We start from the raw sequence: 792 nt of genomic DNA on the forward strand, positions 1-792 counted from the left end.
TGGAGTAGCCCCTTGAATCACCGGACACGGTCTCCCACTTAAAATAGCGGGTAGGCATACGACTGTGTTTTTGACTAACAACAAGCAAGAAGTGATGGAAGTGTTGACGGGGCCGGAGCGCCGGCGGCGGTGGTCAGCGGAAGAGAAGCTGACGATGGTGCGAGAGAGTTTCGAGCCGGGCAAGTCGGTCTCGATGGTTGCACGCCAGCACGGCGTCAATCCGAACCAGCTGTTTCATTGGCGCAAGCTGTATCAGGATGGCAGCCTGTCGGCAGTCAGTGCCGGCGAAGAAGTAGTGCCGGCGTCGGAACTGAGCGATGCGCTGAAGCAAATCAGGGAACTTCAGCGACTGCTCGGAAAAAAGACCATGGAGAACGAGGTTCTGCGTGAGGCGGTGGAGGTAGCGAAGTCGCGAAAATGGATTGCGCGCTCGCCCTCATTGCCGGGGGACGAGCAGTGAAGCAGGTCTGCGACGTTCTCGGTGTAGCGCGCTCAAACGTGGCGGCAAGGCTTGCACGTCCAGCCGACTGGCAGGATGGACGCAGCGCCAGGAAGACGGACGATGCCGGGCTGGCCGAAGAGATTCGGCTGACCGTCACTGACCTGCCGAGTTACGGCTATCGCCGCGTCTGGGGCATGTTGCGTCGTCAGCGGGAGGGCCGAGGCATCACTCCCGTGAACGCCAAACGCGTGTATCGGGTCATGCGCGTTCACGGCTTGCTGCTACAACGCAGGCCCGTTCCACCACGGCCGCAGCGTCGGCACGATGGCAAGGTCGCAGTGGCGAAGAGC

General features: G+C 61.2%; 1 pseudogene. It reads left to right on the plus strand.

Annotated elements, in window-relative coordinates:
- Nucleotides 1-94: 94 nt before the first annotated feature.
- Nucleotides 95-792: pseudogene (locus tag AB6809_RS36250) on the plus strand (transposase); the annotation flags it as partial.

This window comes from Paraburkholderia sp. RCC_158, from assembly GCF_041355255.1.
Lineage (GTDB): Bacteria > Pseudomonadota > Gammaproteobacteria > Burkholderiales > Burkholderiaceae > Paraburkholderia > Paraburkholderia graminis.